General features: G+C 63.9%; 15 protein-coding genes. 12 read left to right on the top strand and 3 right to left on the bottom strand.

Going from position 1 to position 18,124, the window contains the following annotated elements; all coding sequences use genetic code 11:
• The first annotated feature begins 4 nt into the window (after window positions 1-4).
• From VCJ09_RS17510 to VCJ09_RS17475, 8 genes are all read left to right on the top strand, one after another.
• Entirely contained in the window at window positions 5-1,333 is a 1,329-nt protein-coding gene (locus tag VCJ09_RS17510) for an NAD(P)/FAD-dependent oxidoreductase (protein WP_324731379.1), read from the top strand.
• Entirely contained in the window at window positions 1,330-1,701 is a 372-nt protein-coding gene (locus VCJ09_RS17505) for an ethanolamine utilization protein EutQ (protein ID WP_324731378.1), read from the top strand. Before VCJ09_RS17510 ends, VCJ09_RS17505 begins: the two co-directional genes overlap by 4 nt.
• 242 nt (window positions 1,702-1,943) lie before the next feature.
• The gene (locus tag VCJ09_RS17500) at window positions 1,944-3,242 is read left to right on the top strand and encodes an MFS transporter (protein WP_324731377.1); all 1,299 of its coding nucleotides are present in this window, start codon (window positions 1,944-1,946) and stop codon (window positions 3,240-3,242) included.
• 47 nt (window positions 3,243-3,289) lie between these two features.
• Window positions 3,290-4,537 (top strand): M24 family metallopeptidase, encoded by a 1,248-nt coding sequence (locus VCJ09_RS17495; RefSeq protein WP_324731376.1) that lies wholly within the window; start codon window positions 3,290-3,292, stop codon window positions 4,535-4,537.
• A gap of 328 nt (window positions 4,538-4,865) precedes the next feature.
• Window positions 4,866-6,419: a BCCT family transporter gene (locus VCJ09_RS17490; RefSeq protein ID WP_324731374.1), complete on the top strand. Its 1,554-nt coding sequence runs from the start codon at window positions 4,866-4,868 to the stop codon at window positions 6,417-6,419.
• Window positions 6,420-7,247: 828 nt separating this feature from the next.
• Window positions 7,248-8,882: a BCCT family transporter gene (locus VCJ09_RS17485; RefSeq protein ID WP_324731373.1), complete on the top strand. Its 1,635-nt coding sequence runs from the start codon at window positions 7,248-7,250 to the stop codon at window positions 8,880-8,882.
• 110 nt (window positions 8,883-8,992) lie between these two features.
• Entirely contained in the window at window positions 8,993-9,556 is a 564-nt protein-coding gene (locus VCJ09_RS17480; protein ID WP_324731372.1) for a cysteine dioxygenase family protein, read from the top strand.
• Window positions 9,557-9,694: 138 nt separating this feature from the next.
• The gene (locus tag VCJ09_RS17475; protein ID WP_324731371.1) at window positions 9,695-9,916 is read left to right on the top strand and encodes a VF530 family protein; all 222 of its coding nucleotides are present in this window, start codon (window positions 9,695-9,697) and stop codon (window positions 9,914-9,916) included.
• Window positions 9,917-10,079: 163 nt separating this feature from the next.
• On the opposite strand, the gene VCJ09_RS17470 is transcribed toward VCJ09_RS17475, so the two are convergent.
• Window positions 10,080-13,187: a transglycosylase domain-containing protein gene (locus VCJ09_RS17470; RefSeq protein WP_324731370.1), complete on the bottom strand. Its 3,108-nt coding sequence runs from the start codon at window positions 13,185-13,187 to the stop codon at window positions 10,080-10,082.
• A gap of 207 nt (window positions 13,188-13,394) precedes the next feature.
• Here VCJ09_RS17470 and VCJ09_RS17465 point away from each other — a divergent pair, with 207 nt between their 5' ends.
• The 4 genes from VCJ09_RS17465 to VCJ09_RS17450 all read left to right on the top strand — a co-directional run bounded on the left by VCJ09_RS17465 (window position 13,395) and on the right by VCJ09_RS17450 (window position 17,208).
• Window positions 13,395-14,126 (top strand): class I SAM-dependent methyltransferase, encoded by a 732-nt coding sequence (locus tag VCJ09_RS17465; RefSeq protein WP_324731369.1) that lies wholly within the window; start codon window positions 13,395-13,397, stop codon window positions 14,124-14,126.
• A 248-nt stretch (window positions 14,127-14,374) separates the two neighbouring features.
• A complete protein-coding gene (locus VCJ09_RS17460) occupies window positions 14,375-15,205 on the top strand; it encodes an aldo/keto reductase (RefSeq protein WP_324731368.1) in 831 nt (276 codons plus the stop codon).
• A 165-nt stretch (window positions 15,206-15,370) separates the two neighbouring features.
• A complete protein-coding gene (locus VCJ09_RS17455) occupies window positions 15,371-15,856 on the top strand; it encodes a hypothetical protein (RefSeq protein ID WP_324731367.1) in 486 nt (161 codons plus the stop codon).
• Window positions 15,856-17,208 (top strand): GAF domain-containing protein, encoded by a 1,353-nt coding sequence (locus VCJ09_RS17450; protein ID WP_324731366.1) that lies wholly within the window; start codon window positions 15,856-15,858, stop codon window positions 17,206-17,208. The genes VCJ09_RS17455 and VCJ09_RS17450 overlap by 1 nt, the downstream gene beginning before the upstream one ends.
• Here the strand turns inward: VCJ09_RS17450 and VCJ09_RS17445 are convergent, their stop codons facing one another.
• Window positions 17,209-17,580, bottom strand: a complete 372-nt coding sequence (locus VCJ09_RS17445) for a hypothetical protein (protein ID WP_324731365.1) — start codon at window positions 17,578-17,580, stop codon at window positions 17,209-17,211.
• Between the two features lie 204 nt (window positions 17,581-17,784).
• Window positions 17,785-18,114 carry a DHCW motif cupin fold protein gene (locus VCJ09_RS17440; RefSeq protein ID WP_324731364.1) on the bottom strand — a complete coding sequence of 110 codons (330 nt, stop codon included), beginning with the start codon at window positions 18,112-18,114 and terminating at the stop codon, window positions 17,785-17,787.
• Window positions 18,115-18,124: the final 10 nt, after the last annotated feature.

The raw sequence follows: 18,124 nt of genomic DNA, 5'->3' as shown, positions 1-18,124 counted from the left end.
TAGCATGAAAAATACCATCAAGTTGCCTTACGACGACGCCAGCTGCGGCTGGTATGCGGCTCTGCCCGAGCAACCGGCCTGCACCCGCCTGCAGGGCGAGCAGCGCGCCGACTACACGGTGATCGGCGCCGGCTTCGCCGGCTTGGCTGCCGCGCGGCGCCTGGCCGAGCACCATCCAGAGGCGCGCATCCTGCTGGTCGACGCTCAGCGCGTGGCCTATGGCGCCTCCGGGCGTAACTCCGGCTTCGTCATCGACCTGCCGCACAAGTTCGCCCTGGAGCATCCAGACCCGGCGCACAAGCAGCGCCTGCTGGCGCTAAATCGCGCCGCCATCGCCCAGTTGCAGGGGCTGATCCAGAGCCACAAGATCGACTGCCAGTGGTCGCATGCCGGCAAGTACCAGGGCGCGGTGGGCCCGCGTGGTCTGGCCTACCTCGATCATTTCGAGAAGCTGATGAGCGACCTCGGCGAGCCGTTCCACCGGGTCGAGCGTGCCGAGCTGGCCAAGGTGCTTGGCACCGGCCATTACAGCGGGGCGATCTACACCCCGGGTTGCTACCTAATGCAGCCGGCGGCGCTGGTCACCGGCCTTGGCCGCTCGCTGCCGGGCAACGTCGAGTTGCTGGAAGAGTCGCCGATCCAGCGCCTGGAGCGTGACGGTCAGGGCGGCTGGATTCTGCACGGCAATAACGGCCGCATCCGCACCCCGCAGCTGTTGCTCGGCACCAGCATCTTCACCCAGGAGTTCGGCTACCTGCGCAACCGCCTGCTGCCGGTGATGACCTTCGCCAGCTGGACCCGGCCGCTGACCGACAGCGAACTGCAGGTGTATGGCGGCCAGCTCGACTGGGGCCTGACCCCAGCCGACCACGCCGGCACCACGGTGCGCATGACTCAGGATCGCCGTCTGATCATTCGCAACACCTATAAGCACGTGCCCAAGTACGGTCAGAGCACCAGCGATGCCATGCGCGCCAGTGTGCGCGAGGATCACCGCAAGGCCTTCCTGGCGCGTTTCCCGCAACTGACCAACGTACCGTTCAGCCACACCTGGGGCGGCGTCTACGCCATCTCGCGCAACTTCACCAACTTCTTCGGCGAGCTGGAGCAGGGCGTCTATGCCTCGGCCTGCGACAACGGCGTCGGCGCAGCCTGGGGCACCATCTCCGGCACCCTGCTGGCCGATCTGGCGGTGGGTGCCGATTCGGCGCAGTTGCGCGACATCCAGGCAGTTACCGGCATGCCGTCGCTGAATCCGCCGGAACCCTTCCTCGGTCTCGGCGTGCGCTCGCGCATTCGCCTGGCGGCCTGGAACAGTCGGAGTGAGTTATGAGTCAGGTCGTTTCTGGAAAAGGTCCGGTGCTGCTGGTCGATCACCATGACCTGGAGTTCATCCCGCGTGGCGGTCCGCCCGGCGCCGCCTTTGTCGCCCGCGCCATCAGCAATGAAGTGTCGCCGAATATCGGTATCGGCTTTGCCCGCTGGGAGGGCGCCGAGGTCCACTGGACCCTGCTGTATGACGAGGTGATCTTCGTCATCGAAGGCTGTTTCGAGCTGCAGGCCAACGGTGAGCTGTACCGGGTCAAGCCGGGCCAGCTGCTGTGGATACCGGAAGGCACCGAGCTGGTCTACGGCGGCCATGCGCTGTTCGGTTACGTGGTCCATCCGGGCGACTGGAAGCAGCGTCACGGTTTGGCCTGACAGGCCTTCGCCCTAGTGGCCTGTACGGTTAGTTGGCTAACTCAAGTTCGGATGACTGGGGGCTTGAGGCAAGGCGCTGCGACGAGTCATAGCTGGCTATGGTGAGGAGCGGCAACGCAGCCTCGGGACCTCAGGCGCCGAACTTGACTAAGTGAACTAGCCACACAGGCCACTATCTGTTCGCCGCCGCATTCCCCTAACCGGGAGCGGCGGCTTTCTTCGTTCTGGCCAAGGAGCCACGCATGCTCGGACTGACTAAGACCTTCGGCGCCCTGTACCTGGCCAGCCTGTTGATGCAGCTGGGCTCGACCCTGCTGATGACCTACCTGGCGCTGCGCCTGAGCGCCGACGGGGTGGCCGAGTTCTGGGGTGGCGCGCTGATGGCCGCCAACGCCCTGGGCATGGTGGCCGGCGGTAAGGTCGGGCGCGTGCTGATCCAGCGGGTCGGGCATATCCGCACCTATGTCGCCTGTGGCGGGGTGATTTCCGCGGCCGTATTGGCCCACGAATTCAGCAGTGCCTTGCCGTTCTGGCTATTCCTGCGCGCGTTGGTCGGTCTGGCGATGATGTGCCAGCTGATGGTGCTGGAAAGCTGGCTCAACGACCGCGCCCGCAGCGACCAGCGTGGCAAGGTGCTGGGCATCTACATGGTGGCGATATACGTCGGCATGGTGCTCGGCCAGCTGGCCCTGAGCTGGAAGGGCGATTTGGGCATCCACGCGCTGCTCGGCGTGGCCATGGCCTTTGCCCTGTGCCTGGTGCCGGTGGCCCTGACTCGCAGCATGCACCCGGCCGCGCTGCAGCCGGCGCCTGTCGATATCAAGCTGTTTATCCAGCGGGTGCCGCAGTCGCTGGTCACCGTGCTGATGGCCGGGATGATCTACAGCGCCTTCTTCGGCCTGGCGGCCATCTATGCCAGTCGCCAGGGTCTGGATACCACCGAGGTCGGCCAGTTCATGGCGATGATCATCGGCGCCGGCCTGCTCGCCCAACTGCCCCTGGGCTGGCTGTCCGATCGCTTGCCGCGAGCCAGCCTGATCCGTGGCGTGGCGGTGCTGCTGGTCCTCGCCTGCCTGCCGTTGGGTTTCTCTCAGCAACCGTCCTTCGGCGTCCTGCTGCTGGTCGGCGCCTGCATCGGCTTTCTGCAGTTCTGCCTGTATCCGCTGGGCGTGGCCCTGGCCAACGACAATATCGAAGCCGAACTGCGCGTGTCCCTGGCCGGCTTGTTGCTGGTGACCTACGGCGTCGGCGCCGCTATCGGCCCGTTGCTGGCCGGCGCGCTGATGGAGTGGTTCGGCGCCTCCAGCCTGTACTACTTTTCCGCCGCCTGCGCTGCGCTACTGGCCCTATCGGTCGGCCAGGGCAAGGTCAGCGGCGCGCACCTGCAGGAGGATGCGCCGCTGCATCACCAGGCCACGCCAGTCGGCTTGGCCAGCGCCACCCTGGCCGCTGCGATCGAGCCGGCCAGCCCGAGCGAAGCAGAGCCGCAATCAGCAGCCCAGCCGGCGATGACTGCACTGCCCGAGCGATCGGGCGTTTGACCTAACAGCGTCCCTTTAATCCGAGTCTGTTCACTGGAATCCAGCGCATGTTCGACAACAAGAATAAGTACCCGAGCGGCGAGTCCGCCAACCAGCCGTTGCGCAACCCGGTCAGCGCCCAGACCCTGGAGGCGGCGCGGGCCTATCGCCTGCAGCGGGTGCGCGAGCAGCTGTTGGCCGCCGATTGTGCGGCGATCCTGCTGTACGACCCGGTGAACATCCGCTACGCCACCGACACCTCGAACATGCAGGTGTGGACGCTGCACAACTTCGCCCGCTACGCCCTGGTGTTTGCCACGGGCCCGGTGATCCTCTTCGAGTTCCACAACTGCGAGCACCTGCACGAGGGCAACGGCCTGCTCGACGAGATCCGTCATGCGGTGAGCTGGAGCTACTTCGGCGCCGGTTCGCGGATTTCCGAGAAGGCCAAGCTGTGGGCGTCGGAAATCGTCGAGCTGCTGCGTCAGCACGCCGGCGCAGGCGCCCGGCTGGCGGTGGACAAGGCCGACTTCGAGGGGCTCGAACTGCTGCAGGCGCAGGGTCTGACCCTGGTCGAGGGCCACAGCCTGATGGAGGAGGCGCGCAAGATTAAGTCCGCCGCCGAACTGCAGCTGATGCGCTGGACCATCGCCGTGTGCGAGAAAGGCATCCAGCGCATGCACGACGAGCAGCGTCCGGGCATGAGCGAAAACCAGCTGTGGGCCTGGCTGCACTACGAGAACATCCGCCACGGCGGCGAGTGGATCGAGACTCGCCTGCTGGCCTCCGGGCCGCGCACCAACCCGTGGATGCAGGAGTCCAGCGAGCGGCTGATGCAGCAGGGTGAAATCGTCTCGTTCGACACCGACCTGATCGGCCCCTACGGCTACTGCGCAGACATCTCGCGGGCCTGGACCGTCGGCCATGTGGCGCCGACGGCCGAGCAACGCAAGCTGTATGCCCTGGCCTTCGAGCAGGTGCATCACAACATGGACCTGCTGCGCCCCGGCATCAGCCACCGCGAGTTCGTCCAGCGTGCCTGGGACATTCCCCAGCCCTATCAGCACAACCGTTATTGCTGCGTGGTGCATGGCGTCGGCCTGGCCGACGAGTACCCGGCCCTGGCGCATAAGGGGGCGGACTGGGACAGCAGCGGCTACGACGGGATCATCGAGGAAAACATGGTGCTCTGCGTCGAGAGTTATATCGGCGAGCGCGGCGGCAAAGAGGGCATCAAGCTCGAACAACAGGTGCTGATCACCCGCGATGGCTGCCAGGCACTGTCGCAATACCCCTGGCAGGACGATTGGTTATGAACGGTCGTGCCAAGTACGCGTCCTGAGTCAGGGCCTATGTGCCAATAAACAATAGCCGGAACGCGGGTTCAGGAGGCTGATTAACCGGCGCTAATGGCGGCAGGTCTGACCTGCGCCAGTGTCTGCGATTGATGCTGTGATTGGTTACGCGCATGGATGATCAAAAGTCATTAATTGCGCACATAAAATGATTTGTGGCGAGCGCGTAGCTACCCGACCATCACTTATCTGTTCAATTCGGCGGGTGTGTTTTTATTGGCGGTTAACGCCATTAAAACGCTGTTCGGTATTGGCATGACTACAAAAACAATACAGTGAGGATCCTTGCGTGAAAGACATTGCTGCCGATGCTTCAGTGCCCCGGAATTTCAATATCCAGATACTGGGTTTGAACTTCCATCGGGTTATTTTTCCTGCTTCATTTTCTATCGTGCTGGCTCTGGTGTTGCTGGCCCTGAATGACCCTGCGGCCTTTGGCGAGGCCCTGGAGGGAACCAAGGGCTGGATCCTGAAGAACTGCGACTGGTTCATCATGATCATGGGCAATCTGGCCGTGCTGTTCTGCGCCGGCCTGGCGCTGTCGCCGTTCGGCAAGATCCGCCTGGGCGGTAAACACGCCAAGCCTGAGTTCAGCACCCTGTCCTGGTTCTCCATGCTGTTCGCCGCCGGGATGGGCGTCGGCCTGCTGTATTGGGGCGTGGCTGAACCGGTGGCGCAATACACCGAGTGGTGGAAGACCCCGCTCAACGTACCCAAACAGACCCCTGAAGCGCTGCATGCGGCCATGGGTTCGACCATCTTCCACTGGGGTTTTCATCCCTGGGCGATCTACCTGACCAGTGCGCTGGTGGTGGGTTTCTTTGCCTATAACAAGGGTCTGCCGTTTTCCCTCAGTTCCGGCCTGCAGCCGCTGATTGGCAAGGCGCACAGGGGGCTGCCCGGGCAACTGGTGGATACCTTCACCGTGGTGCTGACGGTGTTCGGCCTTGCCACCTCTTTGGGCCTCGGCGCCATGCAGGCGACCGCCGGGATCTCGCACGTGCTGGGCATCCCCAACTCCTTCGGCCTGCAGTTGCTGTTCATCCTGGTGGTGACCGGCGTGGCCGGATTCTCGCTGTGGCGCGGTATGGATGCCGGGGTCAAGCTACTCAGCAACATCAACATGCTGCTGGCGCTGGGCCTGTTCCTGTTGGTGGTCGCGGGTATTGGCGTGCTGAGCTTCTTCTCGGGCGTGCTGGATACGACCGTCGACTTTGTCGAGTTCTTCCTGCCGTTGGCCAACTGGGTCGATCGTCCGGATCAGGACTGGTTCCAGGGCTGGACGGTGTTCTATTGGGCCTGGTGGTGCACCTGGGGTCCGCTGGTCGGGGTGTTCGTCGCCCGCGTCTCCCGGGGCCGCACGCTGCGGCAGATGGTCGGGGTGGTCATGGTGGTGCCGACCATAGTGGCGATCTTCTGGTTCAGCGCCTTCGGTGGCGGTGCAATTGCCCAGGTAATTGACGGCAGTGGCGCGCTGGCCGCCGGTTTGACGGACGTCAACATGGCGATCTTCCAGTTCCTCGAAGTGCTGCCGCTGGCGGCCATCACCTCGGTGCTGGTGGTGGTCCTGCTGGTCATCTTCATGGTCACCTCCATGGACTCCGGTGCCCTGGTGGTCGACAACCTGGCGGCGGGTGGCGATCCGGGTACCTCGCCGGTGCAGCGCGTGCTGTGGCTGGTGATGATTGCCCTGGTGACCATCACGCTATTTGTGATTGGCGGTGATACGGCGCTCAAAGGCATTCAGGCTGGGGCCGTGGCCATGGGCCTGCCGTTCATGGTGCTGATGCTGTTCCTGATGATCGGCTTTCTCAAGGCGCTGAGTCAGGAGCCGCGCGGCTGACCTCCGGCTTCGCCGCATGGTCGAGGAGGCAGGCTGCTCGTGGCCTGTGTGGCTAGTTCAATTAGTCAATTTCGGCGCCTGAGGCCCTGATACTGCGTTGCTGCTCCTCGCCATAGCCAGCTATGACTCGTCGCAGCGCCTTGTCTCAGAACCTCAGTCATCCGAACTTGAGTTAACCAACTAGCCGTACAGGCCACTAGCCTGCCTCTAGCGTCCGCTGAACCGCCGGATTTGGCGCGAATGGATCGGCGGAGGACGTGGATAGAATACTTTTGGGTTGCCCCATGACCCTATAGTCAGCCGCGAAATAATCATCCGCTCGTTATGTTTCGGCGTGGCGTGCGGATTCACTTAGCAAACTTATGAAGAGTGATATTGCCCCGGTCAGGGTGGTTTCCGCGTGCAAACTCGAGTGCTTTTTCGTGCGGCGGAAACACGCGATGTTGCGCGTCGATTAATGACTAAAACGCATTAATTGCACGTATAAAAATCATGTGTCAGAAATTGTTTTTTATCGAATTATCGGGGCTGATAAAACAGCCTGGAGGCAGCCGCACAGATTCATCAACAGGCCGTTTAAAAATGTAGCGAGCGAAGGCTAGGCAAGGCGAAATCGGCCGCAACGCAGCGAAGCGGAGTAACAGCCAAAGGCTGGCCCGCAGGGCGAGCGTAGTGAGTCAAAAGCGCAGTTTACGTGATGTAAATGAGCATTTTTAGGCCGATTTCAACGCCGCATAACCGAGCGCAGTAGTTTTTCAACGGCCTGTTAGCTCGCCCTGAGCCCAGCGTGCCCAGAGGCATACCGACAATAACAATGGAGCACATGCTATGAGTAATTCCAGCGGGGTTTTTCGCGGCGTCGATGCCGGGATAACCTTGATCTCGATCCTGATAATTGCGGCCTTCGTCGGCTTTTGCGCCGTTATGGGTGAGCAAGCCGGGGCACTATTCGGCGAGCTTTCCACGACTATCCTGCAGAATTTCAAGTGGTTCTATTTGGCCATGGCCTCGGCCGTGCTGGTTTACCTGTTGTATCTGATGACCAGCCGTTACGGCAATGTCACCCTCGGCCAGGACGGCGAAAAACCCGAGTTCAGTACGATTTCCTGGTTGTCCATGTTGTTCAGTGCCGGCATGGGCATCGGCCTGTTGTTCTGGTCGGTGGCCGAGCCGATGTGGCATTACGCCGGCAACCCCTTCAGCGTCACCACGCTGAGTGCCGAGTCGGCCGAGTCGGCGATGCGCGTGACCTTCTTCCACTGGGGCATGCACGCCTGGGCGCTGTACCTGCTGCCGGCGCTGTGCCTGGCCTACTTCTCCTTCCGCAAGGGCAAGCCACTGTCGATCCGTTCGACCCTGACCCCGCTGTTCGGCGAGGCGCGGATGAACGGCTGGCTGGGTAGCATGTTCGACATCCTGATCGTGGTCGTCACCGCGTTCGGCATCGCCACCTCCTTCGGCCTCGGCGTCGAGCAGCTGGCGACCGGGATCAAGACCCTGAGCGGCTTCGAGCTGGGCATCGGCCTGAAGATGGGCCTGATCCTGGCGATTTCCCTGGTTGCGATCATGTCGGTCGTGTCCGGCGTCGACCGCGGCATCAAACTGCTGTCGCTGTGGAACATGCTGTTGTCGCTGGTCATCCTGGTCGCTGTGATGGCGTTCGGACCGACTCGTTACATTCTCAACACCATTCTCGAAGGCACCTCCGGTTACGCCCAGAGCGTGATCGGCATGAGCCTGTGGAGCGACACCCAGAACGATGCCGGCTGGCAGAACTGGTGGACCGCCTTCTATTGGGCCTGGTGGCTGACCTGGGCGCCCTTCGTCGGCACCTTCATCGCGCGGATTTCCCGTGGCCGCACCATTCGCCAGTTGGTGATGGGGTCGTTGATTATTCCGGTGCTGTTCAGCTTCGTCTGGATCGGTACCTTCGGCGGCGCCGCGCTGTATTACGAGAAGGCCGATCGCCTGGCTCACCAGGAACAGGTCGCGAGTCAGGCGCTGAGCGGTGAAGCCGCCGAGTTCAGCGGCGGTGCCATCCTGCTGGCGACCAAGGCCGATGCCACCTCCTCGCTATTTACCCTGTTCGACAAGATCGAGCAGAGCGCCGGTGCCAGCCTTGGCACGCTGCTCGGGGCGCTGGCTTCGCTGCTGATCGTGACTTACTTCGTCACCTCGGCCGACTCCGGAACCCTGGTGGTGAGTACCCTGGCCGCGCGCGGCAATATGCATCCGCCGACCTGGAGTCGCGTGGCCTGGGGGCTGATGGTGGGTGCCATCGCCGCAGCCCTGCTGTGGTCGGGCGGACTCAAGAGCGTGCAGACCGCGAGTATCTGCGCTGCCTTGCCGATCGCGGTGATCCTGATGCTGATGGCCATGGCCCTGCATCGCGCGCTGCTGAGCGAACCTGCGGCCAGCCTGCAATTGACCACCGCTGACGACCCGCGCGCCTCGGCCAGCTGAGCCTCGCGAGTGGGGTGAAACCAGGGCCTGCCTCCTTCTCGGAGGCGGGCCTTTTTTATAACGGCTGCCTAGCAGCCGGTCGGACTTGCGACTGGGCTGGAGAAAAGTGGATGACCATCGATAGTTACAACCTGGAACGCTTTATCGACGATCTGCGGCGCATCGTCGCGACCGCCGCCGATGAAGCCAGCTTGCTGGCGCAAGTCGCACCGCTGGCCAAGCGGGTCGTCGCCGAACGCGGTTGGTTGCGGGCGGACATGTACAGCGCCGATCCGGCCCTGGGCTTTGGCACCAGTCTGCTGCACGTCGAGGCCGATCAGTCGCTGTTCGTGGTGGTCGATAGCTGGCTGCCCGGACGCGGCGTGCCGCCCCATGACCACGACACCTGGGCGGTGGTGGTGGGCGTCGAGGGCAATGAGCGCAATATTTTCTGGCAACGCCTGGACGATGCCACGCGCCCCGGTTATGCCGAACTGCAGCGCCTTGACGAGCAGTGCATTTCAGCAGGGCAGGTGCTGGCGATGCCCAGCGGTAGCATCCATAGCGTGATCAATGAAACCTCGCACACCAGCCTGTCGTTCCATGTCTACGGCCGTCACCTGAACCATACCGCTCGCCGCCAGTTCGACCCGGAACACAACCTCGAGCTGCCGTTCATCATCGATGCTCGTTGAGGCTGGTTGGGGCCGCCGAGCCCGGGGCGGTGCTTTTGCGCTGGAGCTGGCTGGTGAGTCAGGTCAGAATATCCCCCCTACGCGTGCCACAAGTTTGTCAGCCGGTGCGCCTCGCCACGCTGTCGACACAGGTTCCGCATGACTCAATCGCCGAAAGATCCGCTGCATGGTGTCACCCTGGAAGCCATCCTCACCGAGCTGGTGGCGAAACTGGGTTGGGATGGCCTGGCAGCGCGCATCGATATCCGCTGTTTCAAGAGCGATCCGAGCATCAAGTCCAGCCTGACCTTCCTGCGCAAAACCCCCTGGGCGCGGGAGAAGGTCGAGACGCTGTATATCCAGCAGCAGAAGAAGCGCTAAACAGCGCCACTGTTTCTGCCCGGATGCAATCCGGGGCTTGGCTTTATTGCCGCTGCCGTACTGCGGATTGCGCCTGGGCTGATCCGGACGACAAGAGCCGGGTGGACGCTGCCTTTTCATCCACCATGGTTATCGCTGGATGGTTAATGCCTCATCCAAATGCCTACTTCCAGCTGGCCTGCACCGCTGCCAGCGGGGGGACGCATTGGCTGTGGCTGCCCGGCTCCAGGTAAGGCGCGAGGATCGGTGCCATGCCTTTGAGCACCTGCACCGGCAGCGCCGAGGTGAAGGTGAATTTCTCCGCGGCGCGACCGGGCACGAAGGCGGTGAGGGTGCCGTAATGGCGCGCGCCGATGAAGAAGACGAAGGTGGCGGTGCGGTTCATCGCCCGTGAGCTGAGTACGCGCCCGCCGCGGCCGACGGTTTCGACCCGGTTGTCGCCGGTGCCGGTCTTGCCGCCGAGAGTCAGCAGGCGGCCATCGGGCAGGCTGAAGCTGCCCTGCAGGCGCCGTGCGGTACCGCCTTCAACCACTTGCGAGAGTGCGCCACGCAGGGCCGCGGCCACTTCGCTGGGCATCACCCGCTTGGCGTTCAGGGCGTTACGCTCGACCTGAGTGTCGTAGGGCGTAGCCGCGGCGAAATGCAGGCTGTCGATACGCACCGTGGGTTGGCGGATACCATCGTTCTGGATGATGCCCATCAGCTCCGCCAGTGCCGCCGGGCGGTCGCCGGAACTGCCGATGGCGGTGGCTAGCGACGGAACCAGGTACTCGAAGGGGTAGCCGTGTTTCTGCCAGCGGCGGTGAATATCGAGGAAGGCTTCAACCTCAAGCATGATGCGGATCCGGCTGTCGCGGGCGCTCTTGTGGCGGCTGCGGAACAGCCAGCCGTAGACTTCCTGGCGCTGGTCGCGGCTGGCGACCACCGCATCGCCGAAGCGGGCTTCGGGGTTTTCCAGCAGGTAGCCGAGCAGCCACAGCTCCAGCGGATGCACGCGGGCGATATAGCCCTGGTCGGGCAGGCTGTAGGCGCCGGGCCCATAGTTCAGGTAGAGCTGGGTGATGCGCTTGTCGGTCAGCTTGGCCTGGGGCTGGTGGGCGCGCAGGAAGGCGGTGAAGGTTGCTTGATCGGCTTCCGGCATCAGGTAACGGTGTACGGCGGCCAGGCGTACCGGGGTAGGGCGAAGGCTGCTCAAGAAGGTATCGAGGCGCTGCTGGGACGGCTGGCCCTGGTATTTGCGCCAGAAGCGCAGGAGGAAAGTCTTGCCTTCGCGGTCGGCGAAGCGGCTGAGGTAGGCCTGGCGGCGCGGGTCCTTGTCGTCCTTGAGCAGCTCGGCGCTGTTGCCCGGTGCCTGGTAGGTGCTGTAGCGCACCAGGTCGCGCATCAGGCGAATGAACGGCAGGTTGATCGACTCGCGCAGCGCATCGCGCAGGGTCGGGTTGCGGCCGTTGTCTTCGCGGCGGAAGTTGGCAAAGGTATGCAGGCCGCCGCCGGTGAAGAAGCGCTCAAAGGGACTGGCGGAATACTTGCGTTCGAGGGCGGCGTCGAGCATGGCCGGCAGCTCGGCAGCGGGATTTTGCCGCAGGTAGTCGAGGGCCCAGCGGGTCAGGTAGTCCTGGTCGGCGACCTCCACGGCGCGCAGCTCGGCCACGCTCTGCCCGACATGACGCTGGTGCAATTCGGCGATGATTTCCAGGTAGGTGGCCAGCACGCGCAGTTTGGCGGTGGAGCCGAGTTCCAGTTTGCTGCCTTCGTTGATGTCGAAGGGTTGGTCGGTGTTGTCGGTCTGCACGCGCACCCGGCTGCCATTGGCGGTGCGTTCGAACAGGGTGAAGCTGTAGCGCACTTCGCCGGTTTTTTCGGCAGACAGCAGGCGCTCACCGAACAGGCCGATCTGCTCGGCAAAGACAGGGTCGGCGAGTTGCTCGAGGTAGTCGCTGACCGCTTGTTGCAGTTCGTTGTTGAGGGTGGTGCTGGCGGAGAGATCCAGGCGGTCGAGGTCATACAGCGGCATGTTGAGCAGGCTGGAGAGGCGCGTGCGGGCCACGCTGATGCCCTTGTTGCCGTCCACCGTTTGCAGGTTTGGCTGCAGCTCCCAGTTGCGATAGCGCAGTTGGCTGGCCAGGGCTGCGTCGCGCAGTGGCATATCGATCAAACCGTCGCCCGCCAGTAGGCGGATATGACTGTCGATCAGCTCGTCCAGCTCATGTCGGCCCTGGGCCAGGTAATACGAGGGTCGCCGTTGGGCAATCATAAATGACAGCACCTGACGCAGGGCCAGGCCGCGTTCGGCATTGCTCGCCTTGGGTGAGCGGCTGGGGTCGAGCAGGCGGTTGACCTCGGCGAAGTCGGCGCCGTACCAGATGCGCAAGCCATCGGCCAGGCCATTCACTTCGCCATGTCCCGGCGCGGCGGAGAGCGGCACGCTGTTGAGGTAGTCGCGCACGACGTTTTCCCGCGCGCTCTGAGTGAGTGGGCCGCCTTGGTAGGCGCGCACGCTGGCGGAAACCATCTGCCGCAGTTTTTCCGAGGCGGAAGAGGTTAAGCCGCCCGGTGAGTGGCGGTATTTCTCCAGCTGAGTGGCCAGCGTGCTGCCGCCAGCGGACTGATCCTGGACGTCCAGCACCTTGCCGACCTGCGACCAGGCGGCCTTGGCGAAGCGCGGCCAGTCCACCGCCGGGTTGGCCTGTGCCGGTTCGGGGTCGAGCAGGTGGCGGTTCTCGATGAACAGCAGGCTACCCACCACCAGCGGCGGTATGGCGCTGAAACTTGGGTAGTGCTGCTGCGGGTAGCGGAACTGGTAGAAGGGCGTGCCACGGCAGTCGCTGATGTTCAGGCCGGCCTGGATTTTTTCCGGGTAGGGGGTGAAAAAGCCGCGTTGCGTGTAGTCGAGCAACGCCGGGGAGAACTGTGCCTGTTGGGTAATCTGGAAACCGCGCTGTTGCAGGCGCTCCAGCATCAGCGGCAGATAGCTGTAGCCCTGGCGTTTATCGAAGGGGCCGTCCTGCGGGAAGATGATCGCCGGGCTGGGGCCAGGTTGCACGCGGTAGCTCAGGCTATCGCTGTAGCGGCTGAAGTAGTGGGCCTGGAAATACGCGGTACGCATCTCGAAAATGACCAGCAGCGCAGCCGCCACCACTAGCAGTAACAGCATCAACCAGATGGCGATGCGCAGCTTGCTGGTGCGTTTGACCGGCTTCAGCTGGTACGCCGGTTGTTTGTTCGTCGGAAGCGCCTTTTCTGACGCGTCGGATTTCGAGAATACGCCCATAATTGCTTGGTCTGCCCTCAAGTAGCACTTCACAACAGCTTAGTCGCTGCTTGATGAGTTAGACGCCAGTGTCCTTGGTCAAGTCGCAAAGATTTCATCTGGGCCTGCATGCGCTGGCGAAGTTAGCGATCGAGCGACACTGGGCCGAGACGGTGCCACAAGGGCGCTGGCACGGCTACTACAATAAATTTCATCGGCGAGTGACTTATGCCGCGCGATTATCGTGAGCAGCTTGCCCTCAGTTGGCAGGCCAATGCCGATGCCTGGACCGCTGCGGTGCGCGAGCAGCGCAGCGAAAACCGGCGCCTGGTCACCGATGCGGCGATTCTGCAGGCGGTGCTGGCACTGACGCCTTCGCGGGTGTTGGATGTCGGCTGTGGCGAGGGGTGGTTGTGCCGAGGCCTGGCCGCGCGGGGCATTGAGGTGGTGGGGGTGGACTCTTCGGCGCCATTGATCGAGGTGGCGCGGGCGGCAGACGATCCGCGCGCCCGTTACCGTGTCTGCGGCTATGCCGAGCTGGCAAGCCAGGCCAGCGAGCTGGGCCGCTTCGATGTGCTGGTGTGCAATTTCGCCCTGCTCGAAGAGTCGCTGACACCGACCCTGGATGCCCTGCATGGGGTGTTGGCGCCGGGTGGCCGTTTGTTGATCCAGACCCTGCACCCCTGGCGCGCCTGCGACGATGCGAGCTACCGCGATGGGTGGCGGGTGGAAACCTTCGCCGGCTTCGGCGCGGGCTTCGAGCAGCCGATGCCCTGGTTCTTTCGCACCCTGGAGTCCTGGCTGAGCCTGCTCAACGCCAGCGGCTGGCGCCTGCAAAGGCTGCAGGAACCGCTGCACCCGGAGAGCGAACAGCCGGTGTCGTTGTTGCTGCTGTTGAGCTCCGCGCACAACGGCGCTGCATCGCCCACGGCCAGCTCAGCGGCGGCAACGGCATGCTGATGCTCGGTTCGCTGGCCGAGTCGGCCTATGGCCGGCTGATGCGCCTGACGGCTGCACCCAGAGCCTCTAACTAGTGGTCGAGGATGCCGATGTGTTGGGTGCCTAGGCCGCGGGCACCGAGATCCTTAACGAACTCAAGGACGAAGACTACGGTGGCCGCGCTTTCAGCTGTCGCGACCTGTAAGGGCATCTGTGGACGTTCGGCAGCTATGATTCCTGGCGAGCGGATTGAACGAGGAGACGAGACGATGGGTACGCTTGAACTGGCCGGTGTGTCGGTGCCGGTGATCGGACAGGGCACCTGGCACATGGGCGAGGTGGCCAGCCAGCGGCGCGCGGAAGTGGCGGCGCTGCGCGAGGGCATCGAGTTGGGCCTGCGCCTGATCGACACGGCCGAGATGTACGGCGAAGGCGGCGCCGAACTGGTGGTGGGCGAGGCGCTTGCGGGCTTGCGCGAGCAGGTATTTCTGCTCAGCAAGGTCTATCCGCACAACGCCAGCCGCCAAGGTATGGCGCAGGCTTGCGTGCGTAGCCTGAAACGGCTGAGAACCGAGCGGATCGACCTCTATCTGTTGCACTGGCGTGGTCAGTACCCGCTGGCGGAAACCGTCGAGGCCTTCGAGCGTCTGCGCGAGGAGGGCAAGATCGGCAGTTGGGGCGTGTCCAACTTCGACCTGGACGATTTGCAGGAATTGCACAATCTGGGCGTCGCTGGCTGCGCCACCAACCAGGTGCTGTACAACCCCGAGGCGCGCGGCATCGAGTTCGACCTGCTGCCCTGGCAACAACGCCAGGGCATGCCGCTGATGGCCTACTGCCCGCTGGGTCAGGCTGGGCAACTGCTGCGCCATCCGGCGTTGCGCCAGGTGGCCGAGACGCACGGCGTCACCCCGGCGCAGGTCGCGCTGGCCTGGCTGTTGCGCCAGCCGGGGGTGATTGCCATCCCCAAGGCGGTCGAGCCGGCGCATCTGCGCTTGAACGCCGCCGCGGCGTCCTTGCAACTGAGTGGCGCAGACCTGGCCCTGATCGATGCCGCTTACCCGGCGCCGACCTGCAAACAGTCTCTGCAGATGGTGTAGGCGCCGGCCTGCTGTGGTCCGACATTTCAGCCGATCCTCCGTTAGTAGCCCGGATGCAATCGGGGGCGTGCTATCGGCGAACTGCCCCGGCGGCCTGGGGATTTCGGGTTTTCAGCCGGGCAAGGATGCGCAGGATTAGCTTCTTGTCAGCGAGGGTTGAACAACATGTCCGGCGCCACCCTGAACGACGAGCAAGTCCGCTTTATCGAGAGCGGCGTATCCATCAGTGCGGCTTCGCGCGATGTGCGCCGGGTGCCCTCGGTGAGCAAGGTGGTGGGTTGCCGGGTGGCGACGGACCGGCAGCAGATTACGGTCCTGGTCGACGCTGCGCAGGCGGGTCAGTTGCTGGAGGACGTCGAGGCGAGCAAGGCACTGGCCGTCGTCTTCTGTCTGCCCAGCAGCCACCGCACCTTGCAGCTCAAGGGTCGCGATGCCTGTCAGGTAGCGCTGGCGCCGGGCGATGCCGCGTTGGCGGCGCGTCACCGTGATGCGTTTGCCGAGGATTTACTGCCCTTGGGCTACGCCTTGCCCTTCGCGCGCGCCACCCACGAGTTCCAGGCGCAGCAGTTGCGGGCGCTGTGTTTCACCCTGAGCGACCTGTTCGAGCAAACTCCCGGGCCCAATGCCGGCTCGCGCCTGGAGCAGGGGTGATGAAGTCCGGCCGGAGTCTGGATGCCATTCGGCCCTGCCTGGAGGGCGCGGTGCCGGCGACGGTCGCCACCTGCGGGGCGGACGGCACACCCAACGTCACCCTGGTCTCCCAGGTGCACTACGTGGACGCCAGCCATGTCGCGCTGTCCTTCCAGTTTTTCAACAAGACTCGCGAGAACATCCTGGTCAATCCGCAGGTCACGGTCTTCCTCCTGCATCCGCAGACCAGCGCGCGCTACCGCTTGGCGCTGCTCTACCGGCGCACCGAAGTCGAGGGTCCGCTGTTCGAGAGCATGAAGGCCAAGCTCGCTGGAATCGCCTCGAATGCGGGGATGAGCGAGGTGTTCCGCCTGCGTGGCGCGGATGTCTATCAGGTGCTGGATGTCGAGCATGTGCCTGGCGTCGAGGTGCCGCCAGCGCAGTGCGCGCCTTGCCACATCGCCCGCTTGCGCCAGCTGAGCCAGCGCCTGTCCGGTTGCAGCGATCTGGCCAGCCTGCTGGAGCAGTGCCTGGAGGGCTTGGCCAGCCAGCTCGAGATAGCGCAGGCCATGGTTTTACTACTCGATAGCCAGGGGCAGAAACTCTACACCGTGGCCAGCCACGGCTACCCGCTGTCGGGGGTCGGCTCGGAGTTTCCCCTGGGACGCGGCATCATCGGCGTGGCGGCGCAATTCCGCACGCCGATTCGCATCGCCCATTTGGCCTCGGAATACGCCTACAGCCGGGCCATTCACGAGCACCTGGCTGCGGCCGGGCTTGGCAACCGGCTGGAGACCGAGATCGCCTTTCCCGGGTTGGCCGAACCGCATAGCCAGCTGTCGGTGCCGATCCTCGCTGCCGGGCGCCTGCTCGGCGTGCTGCATGTCGAAAGCGCCGAACCACACCGTTTCGGCTACGACGAGGAAGACAGCCTGATGAGCCTGGCCAGCCTGCTCGGCGCCTCGATCCTGGCGCTGCAGCAGGTGGCCGATTGCCCAGGCGAGGAGGGCGCCGCGCTGCCGCTCGCGCCACCCTTGCCGGGAGCGCCGCTGACGGTGCGCTACTACCTGGCCAACAGCAGCGTGTTCCTCGGTGAGGACTACCTGATCAAGGGCGTGGCTGGCGCCATCTTCTGGCGCCTGCTGAGCCTGCATGTCGAGGAGCAGCGCAGCGAGTTCAGCAACCGCGAACTGCGTATCGATCCGGCGTTGAAGCTGCCGGAGCTCGACGACAACCTCGAGGCGCGGCTGATTCTGCTGCAGCGCCGGCTGGCGGAACGCAGTCACGACATCCTGCTGGAGAAGATCGGGCGTGGGCGTCTGCGCCTGCTGCTCAAACGCCCGGTACTGCTGCAGCAGATCGCTGCCCGCTGATCAGGCGCGGCGCCAGAGGACATTGCCGGCGAACAGCAGCACCGCCAGCAACATCACCACTGCGGCGCCACCAAGCACCGGTCCAGCCTGCGACTTGCCGTTGATCACCAGGGTCAGCGCCACCATCATTACCGGCAGGCACAGGTTGTGCAGCCAGAACTGCAGGCTGGCCAGGCGGCTGGCGGCGGCCTTGGGGAAGTAGTGGTAGATAATCCCGACCAGGGTCAGGCTTACCCAACCGAGCAGGTTCAGGTGGGCATGCACGCTCATCAGGCGGTGATCACCGCTGGTGCCCATGAACACGCCCAGGCTGACGGCCAGGCAGAAATAAACGATGGCGACATAGATCCAGCGACGCGAAACGGGACTCATCGGGGTACTCCTTTGGGGTGTTTGGAGGAGCTCCATGCTAGAGCGTGCCGCGCCGGGCCATTGCGAAATAGACCCTATGTAATCCCTAAAACTTTCCTAAATACCTGTCGGCCTGGCGCAGCTGCGCCGACGATGCCGCGATCACCCGTCGGGCCGAATAGGATGTGCCGTGCGCACGTTGCGGTCTGGTGGCGTCGGCGCGAGTCAGTCGACGATAAACAGGCGTGCGCCGGTGGTCGTCGAGGAGCGGTGCGCTTCGGCCTGGTCGGCGACCTGATAGCTCATGCCCGCGGTCATGACGAAGCGCCGGCCGTCTGCCAGTTCGGTGTGCAGCTCGCCTTCCAGACACAGCAGGATATGGCCCTTCTGGCACCAGTGGTCGGCCAGGTAGCCTGGCGTGTAGTCGACCATGCGCACGCGCAGCGAGCCGAACAGCTGGGTGCGCCAGTAGGCGCTGCCGGTTGTGCCGGCATGTTCGCTGCGCTCGATCTGCTCCCAGTCGGTGACGCCGAAGGGGATGTCACGGATGTCCATCCATTGCTCC

This window comes from Pseudomonas paeninsulae (assembly GCF_035621475.1).
Lineage (GTDB): Bacteria > Pseudomonadota > Gammaproteobacteria > Pseudomonadales > Pseudomonadaceae > Aquipseudomonas > Aquipseudomonas paeninsulae.
The sequence above is the reverse complement of the archived record's forward strand: the minus strand, read 5'-3'. Positions and strand labels throughout refer to the sequence as shown.

Bases quoted from the DNA above. Each gene is read 5' to 3' on its own strand.
- VCJ09_RS17510 (WP_324731379.1), top strand. From the start codon at position 5: ATGAAAAATACCATCAAGTTGCCTTACGACGACGCCAGCTGCGGCTGG.
- VCJ09_RS17505 (WP_324731378.1), top strand. From the start codon at position 1,330: ATGAGTCAGGTCGTTTCTGGAAAAGGTCCGGTGCTGCTGGTCGATCAC.
- VCJ09_RS17500 (WP_324731377.1), top strand. From the start codon at position 1,944: ATGCTCGGACTGACTAAGACCTTCGGCGCCCTGTACCTGGCCAGCCTG.
- VCJ09_RS17495 (WP_324731376.1), top strand. From the start codon at position 3,290: ATGTTCGACAACAAGAATAAGTACCCGAGCGGCGAGTCCGCCAACCAG.
- VCJ09_RS17485 (WP_324731373.1), top strand. From the start codon at position 7,248: ATGAGTAATTCCAGCGGGGTTTTTCGCGGCGTCGATGCCGGGATAACC.
- VCJ09_RS17480 (WP_324731372.1), top strand. From the start codon at position 8,993: ATGACCATCGATAGTTACAACCTGGAACGCTTTATCGACGATCTGCGG.
- VCJ09_RS17475 (WP_324731371.1), top strand. From the start codon at position 9,695: ATGACTCAATCGCCGAAAGATCCGCTGCATGGTGTCACCCTGGAAGCC.
- VCJ09_RS17470 (WP_324731370.1), bottom strand. From the start codon at position 13,187: ATGGGCGTATTCTCGAAATCCGACGCGTCAGAAAAGGCGCTTCCGACG.
- VCJ09_RS17465 (WP_324731369.1), top strand. From the start codon at position 13,395: ATGCCGCGCGATTATCGTGAGCAGCTTGCCCTCAGTTGGCAGGCCAAT.
- VCJ09_RS17460 (WP_324731368.1), top strand. From the start codon at position 14,375: ATGGGTACGCTTGAACTGGCCGGTGTGTCGGTGCCGGTGATCGGACAG.
- VCJ09_RS17455 (WP_324731367.1), top strand. From the start codon at position 15,371: ATGTCCGGCGCCACCCTGAACGACGAGCAAGTCCGCTTTATCGAGAGC.
- VCJ09_RS17450 (WP_324731366.1), top strand. From the start codon at position 15,856: ATGAAGTCCGGCCGGAGTCTGGATGCCATTCGGCCCTGCCTGGAGGGC.
- VCJ09_RS17445 (WP_324731365.1), bottom strand. From the start codon at position 17,580: ATGAGTCCCGTTTCGCGTCGCTGGATCTATGTCGCCATCGTTTATTTC.
- VCJ09_RS17440 (WP_324731364.1), bottom strand. From the start codon at position 18,114: ATGGACATCCGTGACATCCCCTTCGGCGTCACCGACTGGGAGCAGATC.